The sequence below is a fragment of the Alistipes sp. CAG:29 genome, from assembly GCF_000435435.1.
Lineage (GTDB): Bacteria > Bacteroidota > Bacteroidia > Bacteroidales > Rikenellaceae > Alistipes > Alistipes onderdonkii.
This window is the reverse complement of the sequence record NZ_FR893459.1, coordinates 66246-84887: the sequence shown is the minus strand read 5'-3', so window position 1 is coordinate 84887 and position 18642 is coordinate 66246. Positions and strand designations below refer to the sequence as shown.

The 18642-nt window shown below is 58.5% G+C and carries 12 protein-coding genes and 2 pseudogenes; 4 read left to right on the top strand and 10 right to left on the bottom strand.

What is annotated here, in order from left to right; all coding sequences use genetic code 11:
• Positions 1-171: 171 nt before the first annotated feature.
• The 3 genes and pseudogenes from QVP03_RS06585 to QVP03_RS06575 all read right to left on the bottom strand — a co-directional run bounded on the left by QVP03_RS06585 (position 172) and on the right by QVP03_RS06575 (position 4668).
• A pseudogene (locus QVP03_RS06585) lies at positions 172-2286 on the bottom strand (S46 family peptidase).
• A gap of 10 nt (positions 2287-2296) precedes the next feature.
• Positions 2297-3238: a quinolinate synthase NadA gene (gene nadA, locus QVP03_RS06580; RefSeq protein ID WP_022332729.1), complete on the bottom strand. Its 942-nt coding sequence runs from the start codon at positions 3236-3238 to the stop codon at positions 2297-2299.
• Positions 3239-3615: 377 nt separating this feature from the next.
• Positions 3616-4668: an Mrp/NBP35 family ATP-binding protein gene (locus tag QVP03_RS06575; RefSeq protein WP_022332728.1), complete on the bottom strand. Its 1053-nt coding sequence runs from the start codon at positions 4666-4668 to the stop codon at positions 3616-3618.
• A 177-nt stretch (positions 4669-4845) separates the two neighbouring features.
• Between QVP03_RS06575 and sppA the strand changes: the two genes are divergently transcribed.
• The gene (gene sppA / locus QVP03_RS06570; RefSeq protein ID WP_022332727.1) at positions 4846-6624 is read left to right on the top strand and encodes a signal peptide peptidase SppA; all 1779 of its coding nucleotides are present in this window, start codon (positions 4846-4848) and stop codon (positions 6622-6624) included.
• 121 nt (positions 6625-6745) lie between these two features.
• Here sppA and QVP03_RS06565 read toward each other — a convergent pair whose 3' ends face one another.
• Positions 6746-7723: an AraC family transcriptional regulator gene (locus QVP03_RS06565; protein WP_022332726.1), complete on the bottom strand. Its 978-nt coding sequence runs from the start codon at positions 7721-7723 to the stop codon at positions 6746-6748.
• Between the two features lie 200 nt (positions 7724-7923).
• On the opposite strand from QVP03_RS06565, the gene QVP03_RS06560 reads away from it, so the two are divergent.
• The 3 genes from QVP03_RS06560 (at position 7924) to QVP03_RS06550 (ending at position 12605) form a co-directional block, all read left to right on the top strand.
• Entirely contained in the window at positions 7924-8376 is a 453-nt protein-coding gene (locus QVP03_RS06560) for a 6-pyruvoyl trahydropterin synthase family protein (protein WP_022332725.1), read from the top strand.
• 123 nt (positions 8377-8499) lie between these two features.
• On the top strand, positions 8500-11373 hold the full coding sequence (gene polA / locus QVP03_RS06555) for a DNA polymerase I (protein ID WP_022332724.1): 2874 nt from the start codon (positions 8500-8502) through the stop codon (positions 11371-11373).
• A 227-nt stretch (positions 11374-11600) separates the two neighbouring features.
• Positions 11601-12605 (top strand): aldo/keto reductase, encoded by a 1005-nt coding sequence (locus QVP03_RS06550; RefSeq protein WP_022332723.1) that lies wholly within the window; start codon positions 11601-11603, stop codon positions 12603-12605.
• Between the two features lie 67 nt (positions 12606-12672).
• Here the strand turns inward: QVP03_RS06550 and QVP03_RS06545 are convergent, their stop codons facing one another.
• The 6 genes and pseudogenes from QVP03_RS06545 to QVP03_RS13820 all read right to left on the bottom strand — a co-directional run.
• The gene (locus QVP03_RS06545; protein WP_022332722.1) at positions 12673-13809 is read right to left on the bottom strand and encodes a glycosyl hydrolase; all 1137 of its coding nucleotides are present in this window, start codon (positions 13807-13809) and stop codon (positions 12673-12675) included.
• Between the two features lie 6 nt (positions 13810-13815).
• Positions 13816-14949 carry a glycoside hydrolase family 26 protein gene (locus tag QVP03_RS06540; RefSeq protein ID WP_022332721.1) on the bottom strand — a complete coding sequence of 378 codons (1134 nt, stop codon included), beginning with the start codon at positions 14947-14949 and terminating at the stop codon, positions 13816-13818.
• 21 nt (positions 14950-14970) lie between these two features.
• Positions 14971-16125, bottom strand: a complete 1155-nt coding sequence (locus tag QVP03_RS06535; protein ID WP_022332720.1) for an esterase — start codon at positions 16123-16125, stop codon at positions 14971-14973.
• Entirely contained in the window at positions 16113-17585 is a 1473-nt protein-coding gene (locus QVP03_RS06530; RefSeq protein WP_022332719.1) for a glycoside hydrolase family 30 protein, read from the bottom strand. Before QVP03_RS06530 ends, QVP03_RS06535 begins: the two co-directional genes overlap by 13 nt.
• A gap of 13 nt (positions 17586-17598) precedes the next feature.
• Entirely contained in the window at positions 17599-17985 is a 387-nt protein-coding gene (locus QVP03_RS13825) for a carboxylesterase family protein (RefSeq protein ID WP_390128125.1), read from the bottom strand.
• A 165-nt stretch (positions 17986-18150) separates the two neighbouring features.
• Positions 18151-18642 (bottom strand): annotated as a pseudogene (locus QVP03_RS13820) (carboxylesterase family protein); the annotation flags it as partial.

Sequence of the window (18642 nt, the reverse complement as noted above, 5' to 3'; positions counted from 1 at the left end):
AGGGAAAGAAAAAGCAAAGCCCCATTATTTGTTTACAAACTACAAGGGGGCCCCGCCATAAGAAAACAAAACGGAAACCGCGGGAATGAATCGGCCCGCATTAAGCAGCGGGTAAAAATATGCCCCGGCATAGTCCGGGGCATATTTCTTAATTATCGGCGGTCGGAATCGTTATTCGAACACCAACTCGTCGAGCAGCCATCCTGCGCCCGCGTACTTGTCGATGATGAACAGCACGTAGCGGATGTCGACCGATATCGTGCGCTGCAGATCGGGCTCGAAAGCCACATCGCCCGACATGGCTTCCCAGTTACCGTCGAAAGCCAGCCCGAGCAGTGCGCCCCTGGCATTCATCACCGGTGAACCCGAATTGCCGCCCGTAATATCGCAGTCGGCAAGGAACGCCACCGGAAGCTCGCCCCGGGCATTGGCATAACGGCCGAAATCGCGTGCCGCATAAAGCTCCTTGAGTTTTTCGGGCACGGTGAACTCCGTGGGGTTCTGCGGGTTTTCCTTCTCCATCACGCCCTTGAGCGTCGTATAGTAGTTGTATTCGATGCCGTCGGCAGGCGAATAGGGCAGCACGCGGCCATAGGTGAGCCGCAGCGTGAAGTTGGCATCCGAAGCCCACGCCTTTTTCGGGTTTTGGAGCATTAGCCCCGCCACGTATTTACGGCTTCCCTCGTAATATTTTTCCACGACCGGCTTGCGTGCCTGGGAAAGCGCGTTATACTTCTCCCACACCGATTTTACAAACGGGGCAATGGGGTCGGCAGCATACTTATCGGCCGAAAAAGCACCGATCAGCTCATCGACCTTTTCCTGCGATGTAAATAACGAATTATCGAAAATATAATCCACATAGGCATCCGTATCGCCGTTGAATTCCTTGTCGACGATCTCCGTATAGAACGACGGCAGGTCGGTCATATGCTCGCGGGCGATCTTCAGCATACGCTTGGCCACCTTCCGATCCGTCGGGGCGTTGTAATCCTTATACCAACCGGCCATCGCCTTTCGGGCCGCTTCGGGATCCTTTATCTCCGTCCGCCCGTCGAACATCCTTGCCGGGGTCAGTATCTCCACCGCACGCAGGAAAGCCTCTTCCAGATACTGGCGGTTATCGTCGATGCCGGCCAGCCCCTCGATCGCTTCGCGGATTTTCGGCAGCGCGTCGATATACCCTTCCTCGGGCAGCGTATTTTTCTCGGCCCATGCCTGGAAGGCAGCCTCCTGCTGCTGCTTGCGCTCCTTCACACCCAGTTTGAGGATGCCGCGCGACTTGCCGATCGAATTCTTCCAGTAGTTCGACGACGTGGCGTATTTCGAAGCATACTGAATACGTACCTTGTCGCTGGCAGCCATATCCTCCTTGAGGATGGCCTGGCGCTCGCCGCGGATAAAGATCCGGTTGGGGTTCGAAACGTTCAGCATGTCGTCGATCTCGTACGAAGTCATATAACGCTGCGTGGAACCCGGGAACCCCATGATCATGGCGAAATCACCCTCCTCTTAGCCGTCGAGCGAAATCTTCAGGAACTTCTCGGCCTTGTAAGGGCGGTTTTCGGGCGAATAATCCGCCGGCCTGTTATCCTGTCCGGCATAGACGCGAAACACCGAGAAATCGCCTGTATGGCGCGGCCACATCCAATTATCGGTGTCACCGCCAAACTTGCCGATCGAAGTCGGGGGCGCTCCCACCAGACGCACGTCGGTATAGACCTCGATCACGAAGGCGAAATACTGGTTCCCTTCGAAGAAGGGCTTGACCTCCACCGTCATGCCGGGGTTGGCCTCCTGCAGCGAAGCGGTCAGGCCGGCGATATTCTCCGAGGTGATCCGTTCGTATTCCCGCTGCCCGGCCGTGGAAGGCACGTTGCCCAGAATATCCGCAGTCACGTCGCTGATCGAACGGATGAAACGCACCTTGAGCCCCGGGGCAGGAATCTCCTCCTGGCGCGACATGGCCCAAAAGCCGTTCTTCAGGTAGTCGTGTTCGACCGACGACAGGGATTGTATCGACCCGTAGCCGCAGTGGTGGTTGGTGAACAGCAGGCCGTCGGGCGAAACGATCTCGCCCGTGCAGCCGCCGCCGAAAATGACGATCGCATCCTTGAGCGAAGATTTGTTGATGCTGTAAATATCCTCGGCCGAAAGTTTGCATCCGCGCGCCTTCATGTCCCGGATATTCATTTTCTGCAGGTAAGGCAGCATCCACATGCCTTCGTCTGCCGCCGCGGTCAGCGACACGCACGCCGCTGCAATCAGTAAAAACAGTTTCTTCATATATAAACGATTATTTGATGTTGATCATGTTCAGGATCGAACGCTCGGCCTTGCGGCGCACCTCTTCATCGAGTACGATCTCCGGGGCCTCCCGCTCGAGGCATTCGCAGATGTTTTCCAGCGTCACCATCTTCATGTACTTGCAGTTGTTGCAGCCGCATGTCTCGTCGTCCGGGGGCGCCGGGATAAATGTCTTGCCGGGATAGCGCCTCTTCATCTCGGCGAGGATGCCCGATTCGGTGACGACGATGAACTCATCGGCCCCGTTGCGGCCGCAATAGTCGAGGATCGCAGCCGTCGACCCCACGAAATCGGCCACCTCGATGATATAGGCCCGGCATTCGGGATGCACGACGATGCGGGCTGCGGGGTGCTCCTTTTTGAGCCGGAGCAGTTTTTCGAGCGAAAACTCCTCGTGGACATGGCACGCCCCGTCCCAGATCACCATATTCTCGCGGCCGGTCAGCTTCCTGATGTAAGCGCCCAGGTTGCGGTCGGGCGCGAAGATGACGGGGCGGTCGGCCGGGATCGACTCCACGACCTTCAGGGCATTCGACGAAGTGCAGCAGATATCGGTCAGCGCCTTGACCCCGACGGTGGTGTTGACATACGAAACCACCGTATGCCCCGGGTACCTGGCCTTGAAGGCCGCAAAGTCGCGGGCGTCGCACGATTCGGCCAGCGAGCATCCCGCCTCGGGACAGGGTATGAGCACCTTTTTGCCGGGGCATAGCACCTTGGCGGTCTCGGCCATGAAATGCACGCCGGCGAACAGGATGATTTCCGCATCGACCGACTGCGCCTTGACCGACAGCGCAAGCGAATCGCCCAGGAAGTCGGCCACCTCCTGTACTTCGGGCAGCGTATAGTAATGGGCCAGTATGACGGCGTGTTTCTCGCGTTTCAGTTCTTCGATCCGATTCCGGATTTGCGCGGAGTTATCAACCTTCATTTTTTATTTTTACTTTTTAATTTAATTTTAATAAAGAAATAAGAATAGAAATAATAGCTGTTGATACTGTTCACAAGTTATTGCGGAAAATATCTTTCAACATTTTACTCCCGAACTGTTTCCTATTTCTCGTTACAACCGGTTCGTATTCAAAGGTATGAAATTATAATCAACAATTGTCAAAAAACGTTGTCAACATTTCGACAGCCGTTTGTTGTGAACAATCTGTTCCGTTTTCCGGGGTTCGGGGCTGACTATAATTTCCCATAACTTTTTTTGGTTTCCGGAAAATCTTGTATATGCCCGCCCTTTCCGGAATTTGCAACTCTTCCGACCGGAAAGTTATCATTAGTTATCGCCGTTTATCAACACGTTTCCTAACACGATTTCATCACCTTTTCGACAATCTTTTCCGCGATTCCGCGGTACCATTTTTCGACGCGCGGATCTATCCCCATAGCAGGCTTTCCTTCGTCGGATCCTTCCATAATCGACTGTACGATAGGTATTTCACCGAGGAAATCCACACCTTTTTCTTCGGCGAACCGGCGTGCACCGCCTTTGCCGAAGAGGTAGTAGCGGTTTTCGGGCAGTTCCTCGGGGGTGAACCAGGCCATGTTTTCGATGATTCCCGCCACGGGGATGTTGACGTTTTCGTTGCAGAACATCTCCACGCCGCGCACGACGTCGGCTACGGCGACCTGCTGGGGCGTCGAGACGATCACCGCGGAATCGATCTTCAGCTCCCCGATGATCGAGAGGTGTACGTCGCCCGTACCGGGGGGCAGGTCGGCCAGCAGGAAGTCGAGCGTCCCCCATTTGGTCTGGTGGATCATCTGTTTCAGGGCGCTGACGGCCATGGCTCCGCGCCACAGCAGGGCGTCGGTAGGTTTGATGAAGAACCCGATCGACATCAGCCGGATGTCCATCGGCTCCGCAGGGACGATGTGGTCTGCGCCCTCTTCCTGCACGGCGTCGGGCAGGTAGCCTTCCACTCCGAACATCTTGGGCTGCGAAGGCCCGTATATGTCGGCGTCGAGGATGCCTACGCGGAATCCCATGTTTCGCAGGGCGACCGCGAGGTTGGCCGTGACGGTCGATTTGCCTACCCCGCCCTTTCCCGATGCTACGGCAATGACCTTGGCGATGCCGCCCGTAGTCGTCTTCAGCTTGGGTTCGGGACGCGGGGCGGCGCCGCCCTCCTTGATGACTACCAGTACCGTTTCCCCGGGGAATTCGCGTTTGAGCAGTTCCTCGGCCTGGTTTTTGATTTTCACTGCGAACGGGTCGCGGGCCTTGGCGAAGCGGAGTACGACGGTGATTTTTCCGGCTGCCGAGGCGATATGCTCGATAAAACCGCTGCTGACGATATCCTGCCCCGTTTCGGGATGAACGAGCGACGCGAGCAGATGTCTGATTTTTTCTTCCATATTTGTGTAGTGACTTTCCTTGCAAAGATAACGTATATTTTACAGAATAAATATAGGTTACCCTTCTTTTTTATCGAAAAACGATAAATTTTATTTGTTTTTCATATAATTTCTGTATATTTGCGAAAGAAAACCGGAATCGGAACAAAATTAGGACAAACAAAAAATAACTTCGTTATGAATTTTATCAAAACTTTCCTGGCTGCCATCCTCGCGTTTGTCGTGGGATCGGTACTGGTAGTCTTCCTTTGGATTTTCATCCTGCTCGGCATTGCCGGTTCGATGGAGAAAAGCGTGGCCGTACACCCCGAGTCGATCCTCAAGCTCGATTTTTCGGAGGTGTTGACCGATGCCCCGTCGAGCGATCCTTTCGCCGGCTTCGATTTCGCGACGCTCCAGTCTACGCGCATGCTTCCGCTGATGAAGGCGCTGCGTGCGCTCGAGGCGGCGAAGGACGATCCGCGGATCAAGGGTATTTACCTGCGTATGAACGGCAACGGAGGCGTGGCGGGTTCAGCCCTGCTTGAAGAGCTGCGCGAGGCGATCGTCGATTTCAAGCAGAGCGGCAAGTTCGTCGTCGCCTATAACGAAACCTACTCGCAGGGGCAGTATTACCTCGCTTCGGCGGCCGACAAGATTTACATGCAGCCCGAAGGAGGGATGGACTGGTCGGGCCTTTCGTTCAATTTGGCGTTCTACAAGGGGTTGCTCGACAAGCTCGATGTCAAAGCCGAGGTTTTCCGCCCCACGGCCTGCAAGTACAAGAGCGCCGTCGAGCCTTATATACTTCCCAAAATGTCGGACGCTAACCGCGAACAGATGCAGGAACTGGTCAATTCGATGTGGAATACCATCGCGGGTTCGGTGGCCGAGGCACGCGGCATCGACTTGGAAACCCTGAACCGGATCACCGACAAACTGGAGGTCTCGTTGCCCGAGGATGCCCTCGAACACGGGTTCGTGGATAGCCTGCTCTACGAAGACCAGATGAACGACGTCTTTGCCGAACTGGGCGTGCAGTCCGATTCCGACGGCCAATACAATTTCGTCACCCTGGGCGAATATGCGTCGCAGGTCAGTGCCGACCTCAAGAATATTTCGGCCGACCAGGTTGCTATCGTATATGCCGACGGTGCGATCGTCGACGGCGAGGGCTTCGGCCGCGAGATTTACGGCAATACGCTGGCTGCGACGCTGGCCGGCGTGCGTGCCGACGAAAAGGTCAAAGCCGTGGTGCTGCGCGTGAATTCCCCGGGCGGCAGCGCATTGGCTTCGGATGTCATCTGGCGCGAAATGGAGCTGCTCAAGGCCGAGAAACCCGTCATCGTCTCGATGGGTTCCTATGCGGCCAGCGGCGGATACTACATTTCATGCCCGGCCGATGTCATTGTGGCCGACAAACTGACCCTGACGGGTTCCATCGGCGTCTTCGGCATGTACCTCAATACCATCGACGCCCTGAAGAACAAGCTGGGCATCACGTTCGACGCCGTGAAGAGCAATACCTCGGCAGGCATGGGCATGACTTCGGCCCTTACGCCAGCCGAAAGGGCTTCGATCATGCGCGGCGTGGATAAGGTTTACACGACGTTCACCAACAACGTGGCGCAGGGGCGCAACCTGCCTCTCGAGAAGGTGCTCGACATTGCCGGCGGCCGTGTATGGTCGGGCGACAACGCCCTCGGCATCGGCCTGATAGACACGTACGGTGGCCTGAAGACGGCCATTGCCGTCGCTGCGGACAAGGCCGGGTTGGGCGACAATTTCCGGGTGACGGAGGTGATCGAGCAGCCGACGGGTTTCGCGGCGTTCATCTCGTCGCTCAACGTCAGCATCCGCGAGGCCATGACCCGCTCGGAACTGGGAGTCATGATGAAGGAATACAAACAGGTGCAGGAAGCTGCTTCGCAGCAGGGGATCGTCATGTATTATCCCTTCAAACTCGAACTGCGCTAATCCCGGCCGGATGCCGGAACGATAAAAAGCGGCCTCTCGAAAAGGGGCCGCTTTTTATCGTTGCAGGGTTTCAAGGCCGGTGTGTCCGCGAAGCTGTCATTCGTGCCTGAAAAGGGGTTTGTCAGCCCTTGGCCGGGACTTTGGCCGCCGGATTTCCCCCCCCCGCCGAATCCTGCCCGCAGCGCATTTCATCCAGCTTGCGGCCTATCTCCTCGACCTGTTTCGCGTCGGGCGAAATGACCGTCGACCCGAACTGGCGCCGGTAGTCGCCCGGCGGGGAGCCGATGCGTTCGCGGAAGGCGCGGTTGAAATTCGAGATGTTGTAGAACCCGCAGCGCATACCGATCTCGGCGATCGGGTCGTCGGTCTCGACGATCATCTGTGCGGCGCGCACGATGCGGAAGCCGTTGAGGTAGTTCCACAGGTTCTGGTGGGTGTACTTTTTGAAAAAACGGCAGACCGAAGTCGCGGACATGCCTACCTCTTCGCCGATGTCTTCGAGCGAGATCTTACGTTGGTAATTGCCCTCCACGAACTGTACGATCTTGTTGATCCGGGCATTGCCGTCGGGTTGCATTTCGTAGTACGGGGCACCTATCGGCCCCGTTTCGTCCGGCCCAGCCGTGGCCAGGTCGTTGAGTATGTTCAGGAAAAGCGACGCCGATGCGAATCCCCGCAGCCCGGGCAGTTGCAGTAACCTGTCGCGGACGCGGTCTACGACGCTTTCGGCGAACCAGAGCCCGGCGACCGGCTGGCTCAGCATTTTCCGGATGGGGAGCATGGATTCCGTTTCGAATATCTGCCAGTTGGGCATGTCGCGGCTGAACTGCACGGCGACGGCCTCGCAATTGGTCTCCGCAAAGGCTTCGTCGCGTTTGTAACAGTGCGGTACGCGCGGGAAAATGATGATAAGGTCTTTTTCCGTGAAATTGTCGACCGATTGTCCGGTGACACGTGTCCCCTTTACGTTCAGGGTCAGGCTGAGCATGTAATCCTCATGGAAATGAAGGGGCGGATCGGTCTGTTTGTCAAACCAATACTGTGTGATGAACAGATCGTTGCCTGGCAACGGAGTGAGATCATTCAGGACACGTTTCATCGGGTAATGAGGCTTATTGTAACAAATATACAAATTAATAAGGACAAATCAAAACCGGGGCGGGTTTTGTGGGAAGGATACGCGGCCGGGGTTTCCCGCACCTCCGTTTTCCGATTCGGGACGGGGCGTAAAGGCATCCTGCAGGTGAAAAGTGCGGAAAACCTTTTCTCCTTTCGCATTTAATGAATATCTTTGCGGATATGGCAGTGATCAGATTGACAAAGGAGTTTTCGTTCGAGGCCGCGCATGCCCTCGACGGATACGACGGGCCGTGCCGTGAGATCCACGGGCATTCCTACCGGTTGTTCGTGACCGTGAAAGGGTGCCCTGCGGACGACGACACGAACCCCAAGTGTGGGATGGTGATGGACTTCGGTGTCCTGAAAAGCATTGTCAACGAGGAGGTCGTTTCCCGTTTCGACCATGCGCTCGTGTTGCGGGCGACACGCCGCGACGCTCCCCTGCGGGCGGTGCTGGCCGAACGCTTCGGCAACATCGTCACGGTGGACTACCAGCCGACGTGCGAAAACATGCTCGGCGATTTCGCTGCACGCATCGCACGCCGCCTGCCCCTGGGGGTGGAGCTGCATTCGCTCCGCCTGCATGAGACCGCAACCTCGTTCGCCGAGTGGTTCGCCGAGGACAACCGCTGATTTCCGCCCGGCGGTTCCGCCGGAACGACATACCCCGACATTTCTACCGGACAGGCCCCGGGCGCAAGGGATAGGCGCACGGCAAACATCGAAAGGGAACTATTATTGACGCAAATCGAATATATGAAAAAACTGTTTCTCGTCGACGCCTATGCGTTGATCTTCAAGTATTACTATGCCTTTCTGGGGCGTCCCATGCGCAACCGGGCCGGCATGAATACCTCCGTGGTATTCGGCTTCGTAAAGTTCCTGCGCGACATCCAGAAGCGTGAGCGACCCGACCTGCTGGGCGTGGCGTTCGACCCCAAGGGCGGCAGCTTCCGCCGGGAGATATTTCCCGAGTACAAGGCCAACCGTGCCGAGACGCCCGAGGACATCCTCCTCTCCGTCCCCTATGTCAAGCGTGTGCTGGAAGCCATGTGCATCCCGATCCTCGAAGTCGAGGGTTACGAGGCCGACGACGTGATCGGCACGCTGTCGCAAAAAGGCGTCGAGGCGGGTTACGAGGTCTTCATGGTGACGCCCGACAAGGACTACGGCCAGCTGGTACGTGACAATTGCAAGATATACAAGCAGAAGGGCGCCGAAGGGAGCATCGAGATCGTCGACCGGGAGGCGATCCGCGGGAAATACGGCATCGACGACCCCAGCCTCGTGCGCGACATCCTCGCACTGTGGGGCGATGCTTCGGACAATATCCCGGGTGTGCCGGGAATCGGCGAGAAGAGCGCCTGCAAACTCGTGCAGGAGTGGGGAACGGTGGAAAATATCCTCGACAACGTCTCGAAGATCAAGGGCAAGCAGGGCGAGAAGATCGCCGAGTGGGGCGACAAACTGCGCCTTGCCAAGACACTGACCACCATTTGCCTCGACGTGCCCATCCCGTTCCGCGAAGAAGACCTCACGGTCTGCGAACCCCATATCGACGAACTCAAGGCCCTTTTTGCCGAATTGGATTTCAAGGCCTTTATGAACGACCTTACGAACCTTGCGCCCCCCGAGGAGCAACCCGAAGGCCCCCGCCAGGAGGCGCAGACCCAGCTTGCGGAGATGGCTCGGGCCAAGTCCGCCGCCGCCAAACGCGCGGCGCTGGTCGGACAGGGCAACCTCTTCGGCGACCCGGTGGTCGACATGCCCGCCGCCGAGGTTCCCGTCGCAGAACTGCAGGCCGAAGCCGATGCCATGCAGTTCAAGACGGCGCAGACCACGCCCCACGATTACCGCCTCGTGGAGAATGCCTCCCAGTTGCGCGAAGTGGTCGCCGAGGTCGGGAAATACGACGAATTCTGTTTCGACACCGAGACCACGGGGTTCGACATCTTCAACGACCGCATCGTCGGCATGTCGCTGGCCGTAAAGCCGTTCGAAGCGTGGTACATTCCCTTCAAGGAGGAAAATACGGCGGAATATACGCAGATCGTGCGGCCGCTGTTCGAAGACGAAGGGATTGCCAAGATCGGCCAGAACATCAAGTTCGACCTGATGGTGCTCCGGCGCCTGGGGCTCGATATCCGGGGCCGCAAGTACGACACGATGATCCTGCATTACCTGCTCGATCCCGAGTCGCGCCACAACATGAACGCCCTGTCGGAAAAATACCTCAACTACAAGCCTATCGAGATCGAAACGCTGATCGGCAAGGGTTCCAAGCAGCTGACGATGGATCTGGTGAACGTCGAGCGCGTCAAGGAGTACGCCGCCGAAGATGCCGACGTCACCCTGCAACTCAAACACGTGCTCTACCCTCAGGTCGAGAAGATCGGGTTGCAACACCTCTATTTCGAGGTCGAGGAGCCGATGATCGCCGTGCTGGCCGACATCGAGATGGCGGGCGTGCGGATCGACTCCGGGGCGCTGGCCGAATACTCCGTCGAACTGAGCCGCAGGCTGGCCGAACTGGAAGCCGCGATCCGTGCCGAAGCCGGCGAGTCGACGCTCAACATCAACTCGGCACGCCAGCTGGGCGAGGTGCTTTTCGCCAAGATGCGCATCGCCGAAAAGCCCAAGATGACCAAGACCAAGCAGTTCTGCACCGACGAGGATTATTTGCAGACCTTCGCCCGCAAACACCGCATCGTCGACCTGATCCTCGAATACCGGGGTGTCAAAAAATTGCTTTCGACCTATGTCGAGGCGCTTCCCCAGCTGGTCAACCGGACGACGGGGCGTATCCATACCTCCTTCAACCAGGCGGTCACGGCTACCGGGCGCCTTTCGTCCACCAATCCAAACCTGCAGAACATCCCCGTGCGCGAAGAGATGGGGCGCCGCATCCGCCGGGCGTTCATCCCCTCCGATTCCGACCACCTGCTGCTCTCGGCCGATTACAGCCAGGTCGAGCTGCGCCTGATGGCGCACCTTTCGGGCGACGAATCGTTGATCGCGGCCTTCGCCCACGGCGAGGATATCCATGCCGCGACGGCCGCCAAACTTTTCAACAAAACCCTCGACGAAGTGACCTCCGAGGAGCGCCGCCGTGCCAAGACGGCCAATTTCGGCATCATCTACGGCATTTCGGCCTTCGGCCTGAGCCAGCGGCTCGAAATCCCGCGTAAGGAGGCCAAGGACATTATCGACGGTTATTTCGAATCTTACCCCAAGGTCAAGGAGTATATGGACAATGTGGTCGCCAGGGCCAAGGAGGAGGGATTCGTCTCGACGATCTTCGGCCGCCGCCGCTATCTCAACGACATCTCCTCGCACAACGCCGTGGCGCGCGGCCTGGCGGAGAGGAATGCCGTGAACGCCCCGATCCAGGGGTCTGCGGCCGACATCATGAAGATCGCCATGATCAATGTCCACCGCCGTTTCGCGGCCGAAGGCATCCGGTCGAAGGTGATCCTTCAGGTACACGACGAATTGGTCGTCGACATGCTCCGTTCCGAACAGGAGCGCGTCGCGGCCATCGTCACCGAATGCATGGAATCCGCCGCCGCCCTCAAGGTGCGCCTGGTGGTCGACTACGGCGTGGGCGACAACTGGCTCGAAGCGCATTGATCGCATCCTGAGTCCTTTTGCAAGATATAGTAACGGACGGCATCGGATATGCAGGCTCCCTGTTAATGCCTTGTATCCGTTATATCCGATGCCACTACCGCCTTTTTCGGTGCTGCGCCGGCGACTATGCGGACGGTTGTCCCGCTTGGGCATCCCCCGGGGAGGCAGGCGGAAAAATATAATGTTCCCGGATATTTTTGTTTTGATACTGAAATAAACTGACAGCTATGATCGAACCTATTTACCAGCCGGCCGCGTCGCGTTACGAAGATGGCATGACCTACCGGCGTGCGGGACGCAGCGGTGTGCTGCTGCCCGCCTTTTCGCTCGGCATGTGGCACAATTTCGGCAGCGGGCAGACCTTCTCCAAAGTGCGTCAGATGGCCCATTACGCGTTCGACCGGGGAATCGTCCATTTCGATTTGGCGAACAACTACGGCCCCGCCTATGGTACGGCCGAGGAGAACTTCGGCCGTCTGATGGAGCAGTCGTTCCGACCCTACCGCGACGAACTCTTCATTTCGACCAAGGCGGGTTACGACATGTGGCCGGGGCCCTACGGCAACTGGGGCTCTCGCAAATACCTCATGGCAAGCCTCGACCAGAGCCTGCGGCGCATGAAGCTCGATTATGTGGACATCTTCTACTCGCACCGCTACGATCCCGAGACCCCGCTCGAAGAGACCCTCCAGGCTTTGGTCGACATCGTCCGCGCAGGCAAGGCGCTCTATGTCGGGCTGTCGCGCTACCCGCTGGCCGCGGCACGTTTCGCTTTCCGTTACCTGGCCCAACGCGACGTGCCCTGCCTGCTTTTCCAGGATCGCTACAACCTGTTCGACCGCGAACCCGACACGTCGGGCATCCTGACGCTCAATGCCGAGGCCGGGGCCGGGTTCGTGGCCTTTTCGCCGCTGGCACAGGGGCTGCTGACCGACCGTTACCTGAACGGTATTCCGGAAGGCTCGCGCATGGCGACGGAGGGCTCGCTGCGGCGCGATGTGCTGACGGGCAGGATGTCGGAACGGATCCGGGGCCTGCATGAAATCGCCCGGCAGCGCGGCCAGACCCTTGCCGAGATGGCTTTGGCATGGCTGCTGCGCGACAAACGTGTCACGTCGGTCATTATCGGGGCAAGCTCCGTCGCCCAGATCGAAGATAACCTCCGGGCGCTGGAGCATGCATCCTTCTCCGACGACGAATTGTCGCGCCTCGACGCCCTGTCACGGCCATAGCGCCCTGCTCGGATGAAAAGAGCCGCAGTCCCGAAGGACTGCGGCTCTTCGTGTTTTTAGCTTTCTGTTATTGTCGCAACCGGTAGGTTCCGTCTGAGAAGTCGATTCGGTCGAGTGTCAGCGTGCGCGGATCGTCGTAGATATGCCGCACCGCGGCGACGGAATCCAACTTGCCGCTTTTCTGGCTGTTGATGAAATACCCCCAGACCATGAACCACGTCCAGTCGGGCTGGTTGTGGTAACTCTCCGGATCGGGCAGCTGCCCCACTTCGCCAAGGGCGATCGGTTTTCCGCCGGCCAGGGCTTTCAGGTCGTCGTGGTGCGACTGTTTGTAGTCGCGGTGATAGACGTCTGCCGCCAATATGTCGACATATTCCGAACCGGGATAGTAGTCGGCATAGGGGCCGGCTTCGTCACCCTGCTTGTCCCGCGGGGCATTCGTGTTCCATACCCAGAGCAGGTTGTCGAGCCCGTGCACCCGGGTCAGGTAGTCGTAGGTCATGATCCACAGCTTTTTGAATCCGTTTTCGCCGGGTTTGGCGCACCACCAGAACCAGACGCCGTTCATCTCGTGGTAGGGTCGCCAGAGGATCGGAATCCGGGCGTCGCGCAGTTGCCTGAGATAGGGAATGACCGTGTTCATCTGTGCCTTCCATTGCAGGTTGAGGCGCGTGCCTTCTGTGGTCAGTTCCTCCCATACCAGTTGCGGGGGACGGTTCTTCCATGTCCAAATCGACGAACCGTTGCAGTCGTTGCATTCCGCAGGGAAGCAGCAGTGCCACATCAGGGTGATGATCCTGCCTTCGGCGTGCCGGGCCTTGATCTCTTCGACGAGCCCCTGCCGCAGTTCTTCGGTCGATTTATTGTTCGGAAGGCACTCACCCCAGGGCGAGGTGAGGTTCATCGGGCCGCAGTGGTGGTAGTCGCGGACGTTGTCGCCTTGTGCATTGAAACTGAAATCGCTTCCCCAGACCACGGGGTGTTTGCCCGTCATTGCGAAAACGACACTGTCGTAACGCCCGGGGTCGCTGATGAAATTATGCTGCCCGGCGAGGGTATACCGGCCGCGGATGGAATATAGGAATTCGAGCAGCTGGCGTGCTTCCTGCGACGCGTCGGGGTTGACCGGGGAGATTTTCAGATTGTCCGAAGCGCATCCGCCCAGCAGGGACGCGGCCATAAGGGACATGAGTAATCGCAGCATGGGTCGTTATTTTACGGTTACGCCCTTGGGCATGCGGTACATGTCGGGCAGGTCGTTTTCAAAAATAGTCTGCGCATCGTCAAAGAATAGCTTGAAGTCGGCCGCCGTCGAATCGGAAGGATAAGGCCCGTAGGCGTGGCGGGGATTGTCGTTGCGCCATGCCACGACCATGCAACAGGGACGGTTGCGGAGCGCAGGCAATACATCGTGCGTCCAATAGTCGGCGTTGTGGTCGTTTTCCAGCCCGGTTTCGGTCACACCGACGGGCTTGTGCACGCGCTCCGACACCTCGGCGAGTGCCTTTACGTTCGACTCGAATGCCTTGCGGTTACGGCCGTGGTAGCAGTCGATGCCCACCAAGTCGACCCATTCGTCCCCCGGCCAGCGGAAAAGTATACGCCCCACGGGATCGTCGTATACTTCGTCCATTTGCGGGGAAATGGCGTATATTACGTTGTGGATCCCTTTCGTGTCGCGCAGGTAACTGACGATGAAGCGCCAGAAGGCGATGAATTCGGAGTCGGTCGTGGCCGAGCGGCCCCACCAGTTCCAGGTCTGGGTGTGTTCGTGCAGCGGACGGAAGATCACCGGGATGGGGCGGCCATCGTCGTCGACCATCTTCTTCAATGCTTCGGCGACATCGTCCAGACGGGCTTTGTACTTGACGTTCATCGCCGAGCCTTCGGTGAGTATCTGATCCACGACCTTGGTGTTGTCCCAGGCCGTGCCGTCGGGGTATTTTTTCCCGGGGCCTTCGGTCAGGGGATTGTTCTGGTGCCACACCAGCATACTGATGCCGCCGCGTTTATGGGCTTCGCGGAGGAGTTCGATCTTTCGCTCGTCGACACCTGCCATGTCGAGGCTGTAGACGGCCGGATGCGAGCCTACTATGTCTTTCACGTCCGAGCGATCCGGGTCGCCCCGCCAGCCGATGCCGTAGGAGGGATAATCGTGGTGGCCGAACATTACGCCGCGGAATCCGATGCACCAGAGGTTGGCGTAAAGCGCTTTGGTTTCCGGTGTCGCCTGGGGGTCGACCATTTGCAGAACGGTTTTTTCCGGCGCTTTCAGGCGTTTGCCGCCTGCGAAGGCCGTCCCGCAGAGCGGGAGCAGGAGAAGGCAAATAAGCAGTCGTTTCATTTCAGTGGTTTTAAGTTGTCTTTATTTGAAGATGCGCTGTGCGAAATCATGCAGCTGAAGTCGCCAGAACTGCCATTCGTGGCCCCAGGGGCCTTCGTGGAATTCGTAGTGTACGCCACGGCGGCGAAGGTCGTCCACGGTGTCGAGGTGTCCCTGGTATCGCGGGTCTTTCGTACCGCATGAAATCCACAGCAGTTCCAGTTTACGGTTGATGCGTTGCGGCTCGCCGATTACGCCGGGCACATAGCGTTCGTAATCGAACTGTCCGTCGCTGAGTATGCCGGCACTGAACTGCCCGATGGCGCAAAAGCGGTCGAGGTTGCGCAGCCCGATCACATAGGCCTGGCCGCCGCCCATCGACAGTCCGGCGATAGCGCGGTGCCGTTTGTCGGTATGTACCCGGTAGCGCCTTTCGACCAGGGGAATGACATCTTCCAGCAGCTCTTTTTCTAATGTGGCGATGCCCTCGGGGGTGCTGCCTCCGGCCCATGAACCGTCGGTCAGGCCGTTGGTCATCACGACGTACATCGGGACGGCTTTGTTTTCGGCAATCAGGTTGTCGAGTATCGTTGCGGCCCGTCCGTCCGTAACCCAACTGTTTTCGTTGTCCCCGCCCCCGTGGCGCAGGTAGAGTACCGGGAATTTTTGCCGGGGATGCCTGACGGCAGCTTCGGGGACGTAAACCCGCAATGTCCGCATACGACCCAGAGGGGTTGATCGGTAATTCAGGGTGTGTATTTCCCCTCCGGGGCGGTATGCTTCGTCGAAACGGCGGTTTTCAGCACCGGGGATCTCCACGACGCTGCCGTAGACCGTGGTTCCGGCCTTGACAGCGGGGTTCTCGGGGTCGATGGTTTCGAAGCCGTCGATACGGAATATATATTGGTAGACGCATGGCTCCAGGGGGCCGACCGTGACGCTCCAGACTCCGTTGCCGTTGCGCTGCATGGGGATTTCGGATACCTCCCACTCTCCCAGAAGCAGTGTGACCTCGTGTGCGCGGGGCGCCCGCAACCGGAAGGTAATTGAGGCGTCGTCGTGAACGGCGGGGGAGAAGGGCGGTTCGGCCGGTTTCCACCAGCCTTCGGTCGAGAAAGGGTTTTTTTCCTGCGCCTGGCCCGGAAGGCCGGCCAGCAGCAGCGCCGCTGCTGCGAGCCATTTCGCTATTCGTCCCATACGAAAGTACCGGCTGCTCCCGGTTCGAGTTCGAGTTCCGCGAAACGTCCGTTGTATTGGATACGAATACTGCGCCGCGACCAGGAGTCATTGGCTGCAACGAGCACGATTCGCCCGTCGGGGGTGCGGAACGCCACGTTGGCAGCCACGCCGGCATGCTCGGTGACGTTCGTGCGGAATACATTGGGCCGCTGCTCGTCTTCGCAGATGGAAACGCTCCTGTCGCCGGGAGCGGTCGAGGCGATGCGCACGGAGCCCGGGCGCACGAATTTCGATGCGTGGGCAATGACGTAATAGGCCAGGTTGCGCGATACCGAATCCTTGTCGATGGTCAGCGCGCCCTGGCACATCGAGCAGCCGCCGTTGTCCGTGTGCGGGTCATTGAGGGGATCGGCCGCGAGGTTCCACAGCACCACGTTGCGGCTCCAGTTGCGCATGATGCCGACTATGAGCCGCTCGACGGCCGGGGCGATTGCGATTTGCCGTTGTCCGGGACGTTCGGTGGTCATCTGTTCGGTGAAATAAATCTCCTTGTCCGGACGCGCTTCGTGGACGTAGCTCATGGCGCTCAGGTCGCCGCGGTAGTGATGGAAAGCAGCTCCCGTGACATATTTTGCGGCCTCCGGGTCGTTGTAAACAGCCAGTGCGTAGTCCGGCCGGTCGCAGTTGTGGTCGAAGACTACGATGCCGGTAGACAACCCTGCTTCCCGGAATTTGGGGCCCAGATAATTTTTGATGAAATCGGCCTGTTCAAAGGCAAACCAGTACATACTGGGGGTGTTGCGCGAGTTGAGGGGTTCGTTCTGCACGGTAACGGCGTCGATGTCGATCCCGTGATCGCGCATCGCTTCCACATAACGTACGAAATAGTCGGCATAGACTCCGTAACACTCCTTGCGAAGCTGCCCGCCGCGCACGTCGGCATTGGTTTTCATCCATGCCGGCGCCGACCAGGGCGAGGAAAGTATCTGGATGTCGGGGTTGATGGCCAGGATCTCCCGCATGACCGGAACCACGTCGTGGAGGTCTTGTGCCAGTGAGAATTGTTTGAGTTCGAAATCTTCCTTGCCGGCGGGCATGTCGTCGTAGGAAAAGACGAAGCTGTTGAGGTCGGAGGCGCCGAGCGTCAGCCGGATGCAGCTTATGCCGATGCCTTGCTGTGGGTCGAAGAGCTCCTTCAGCAACGACTTGCGGGCCTCGGGCGACATCTTCATCAGGTGTTCGGCACTGCCGCCCGTGAGGGCGTAGCCGAAGCCGTCGATTCGCTGGTAGCTCTGCCGGGGGTCGATTATGATGTAGTTTCTGTTTTCCTGCCGTTGGGTCGAAAATTCGGCGGCATGCTTCTGCTGGGCGAAAAGTTCCGACCGGTCAGGGCATGTGATGTAAGAGCGGATGGTCTGTGCCGCGGCCGGGACGGCAAGTCCGGCGGCGAGGGACAGGGCCAGGAGTTTTTTTAGCATGATACGCATGGTTTTAGTCGTTGAAGGTGTTGCGAGCTGAGCGGTCGGGGTCTTCGGCTGCCCTGCATTTCGAGTCGAGGATTATCAATTCACCCCGTTGGGGCGTGTAGCGCGGCCAGCGGGGCAGGGCGCGGCAGTTGGGGTTACCCGTGCGCATGAATTGCAGCAGGGCGTCGGCCATTTTGCGGGAGAGCTTGCGGGGGGCGCTGCCGCCGCCCGTATGTGTGACCATGCGGTCGGTGTTGAGCAGCCAGAACCCGATGTCTATGCAATGGAAAGCCCGGTGGCGTCCGTTGAAAAGCGGCGATTCCCAGCCGAACCACGCCATGTAGACCGGCGACTGCTGATTGCATTTGGCGTTGGCCGTCTGTATTATTCCCTGCCGGTTCGAGGCAATCATCGCCCAGATTTCGATGGGACGGCAGGCCGGGAAGGCTTCGGCATATGCACGGACGATTCTGGCGGTACGCGCTCCGTATTGGGGCGTGAGCCGCTCTATGACCCCTTCGAAAGAGATGCTTTCCAGTTCCGGGTTGTCCCGGTCGGGGTTCCATTCGTGGAACGTCGAGCAGAGCAGCAGCGGGACGTCCGAGCCCGTCGTGCGGTTTTCCCCCTCGAAGAAGATACCCTTCGGGATGTCTATGCCGTCGGCCACGGGAGCGAATCCGCTTCGGGAGCCCGGGTCTTCGGCCGCCATCCGCTGCCGCGCCCGGTTCGCCAGTTCCAGGTATTGTTCCCAGGGAACCGACTGGAGCGAGTCGACCTGCGAGGTATCCAGCCCGGCTTCGTGCAGGATGGCATTGCCCAGCCGTTCGGCATAGTCGGCATTGTTGGCTTTTACGGTATTGCCGCTTAAGGCTACTGCTTTGTGGAACAGTCCTTTGGCTGCGGGCATTGCGCACAGCAGGCAGACCTTCGAACCGCCGCCGGACTGGCCCATGACGGTGACGTTCGAAGGGTCGCCGCCGAAGTTCGCGATATTGGCCTGTATCCATTTCAAAGCCGCCACGATGTCCAGCATCCCGGCGTTGCCCGAGTGGCGGGGGGTGTTTGCTCC

What these genes read in the sequence shown, in the direction of transcription:
- QVP03_RS06565 (WP_022332726.1), bottom strand. Translation starts at nt 7,723, where the DNA reads ATGAAACGTGTCCTGAATGATCTCACTCCGTTGCCAGGCAACGATCTG.
- QVP03_RS06540 (WP_022332721.1), bottom strand. Translation starts at nt 14,949, where the DNA reads ATGAAACGACTGCTTATTTGCCTTCTCCTGCTCCCGCTCTGCGGGACG.
- polA (WP_022332724.1), top strand. Translation starts at nt 8,500, where the DNA reads ATGAAAAAACTGTTTCTCGTCGACGCCTATGCGTTGATCTTCAAGTAT.
- QVP03_RS13825 (WP_390128125.1), bottom strand. Translation starts at nt 17,985, where the DNA reads ATGATTGCCTCGAACCGGCAGGGAATAATACAGACGGCCAACGCCAAA.
- QVP03_RS06535 (WP_022332720.1), bottom strand. Translation starts at nt 16,125, where the DNA reads ATGGGACGAATAGCGAAATGGCTCGCAGCAGCGGCGCTGCTGCTGGCC.
- QVP03_RS06560 (WP_022332725.1), top strand. Translation starts at nt 7,924, where the DNA reads ATGGCAGTGATCAGATTGACAAAGGAGTTTTCGTTCGAGGCCGCGCAT.
- QVP03_RS06530 (WP_022332719.1), bottom strand. Translation starts at nt 17,585, where the DNA reads ATGCTAAAAAAACTCCTGGCCCTGTCCCTCGCCGCCGGACTTGCCGTC.
- nadA (WP_022332729.1), bottom strand. Translation starts at nt 3,238, where the DNA reads ATGAAGGTTGATAACTCCGCGCAAATCCGGAATCGGATCGAAGAACTG.
- QVP03_RS06545 (WP_022332722.1), bottom strand. Translation starts at nt 13,809, where the DNA reads ATGCTGCGATTACTCATGTCCCTTATGGCCGCGTCCCTGCTGGGCGGA.
- QVP03_RS06550 (WP_022332723.1), top strand. Translation starts at nt 11,601, where the DNA reads ATGATCGAACCTATTTACCAGCCGGCCGCGTCGCGTTACGAAGATGGC.
- QVP03_RS06575 (WP_022332728.1), bottom strand. Translation starts at nt 4,668, where the DNA reads ATGGAAGAAAAAATCAGACATCTGCTCGCGTCGCTCGTTCATCCCGAA.
- sppA (WP_022332727.1), top strand. Translation starts at nt 4,846, where the DNA reads ATGAATTTTATCAAAACTTTCCTGGCTGCCATCCTCGCGTTTGTCGTG.